The sequence below is a fragment of the Psychroserpens luteolus genome (assembly GCF_021032705.1).
GTDB lineage: Bacteria > Bacteroidota > Bacteroidia > Flavobacteriales > Flavobacteriaceae > Psychroserpens > Psychroserpens luteolus.
This window is the reverse complement of the sequence record NZ_JAHVXI010000051.1, coordinates 1-318: the sequence shown is the minus strand read 5'-3', so window position 1 is coordinate 318 and position 318 is coordinate 1. Positions and strand designations below refer to the sequence as shown.

The 318-nt window shown below is 44.3% G+C and carries 1 protein-coding gene; it reads left to right on the top strand.

The window, feature by feature from the left end; all coding sequences use genetic code 11:
* Nucleotides 1-318: hypothetical protein (locus KWG70_RS18030; protein ID WP_230937385.1), on the top strand; the 318-nt coding region annotated here is incomplete at both ends.

Genomic DNA, 318 nt, shown 5'->3' with positions numbered 1-318 from the left:
AGCCTGCTCCTGTGGTAACTGATGTAACGATTTGCTCTGATGAGTCGTATACGTGGGCTGAGAATGGTATCACTTATGATGGTTCTGGAGGATCAACTTCGGTAACTATTGAAGGTGTGAACTGTGCAGCTGACCAAACACTTAACTTAACAGTAACACCGGAGCCTGCTCCTGTGGTGACTGATGTAACTATTTGTTCTGATGAGTCGTATACATGGACGGAGAATGGTATCACTTATGATGGTTCTGGTGGTTCGACCTCGGTAACTATTGAAGGTGTGAACTGTGCTGCGGATCAAACACTTAACTTAACAGTAA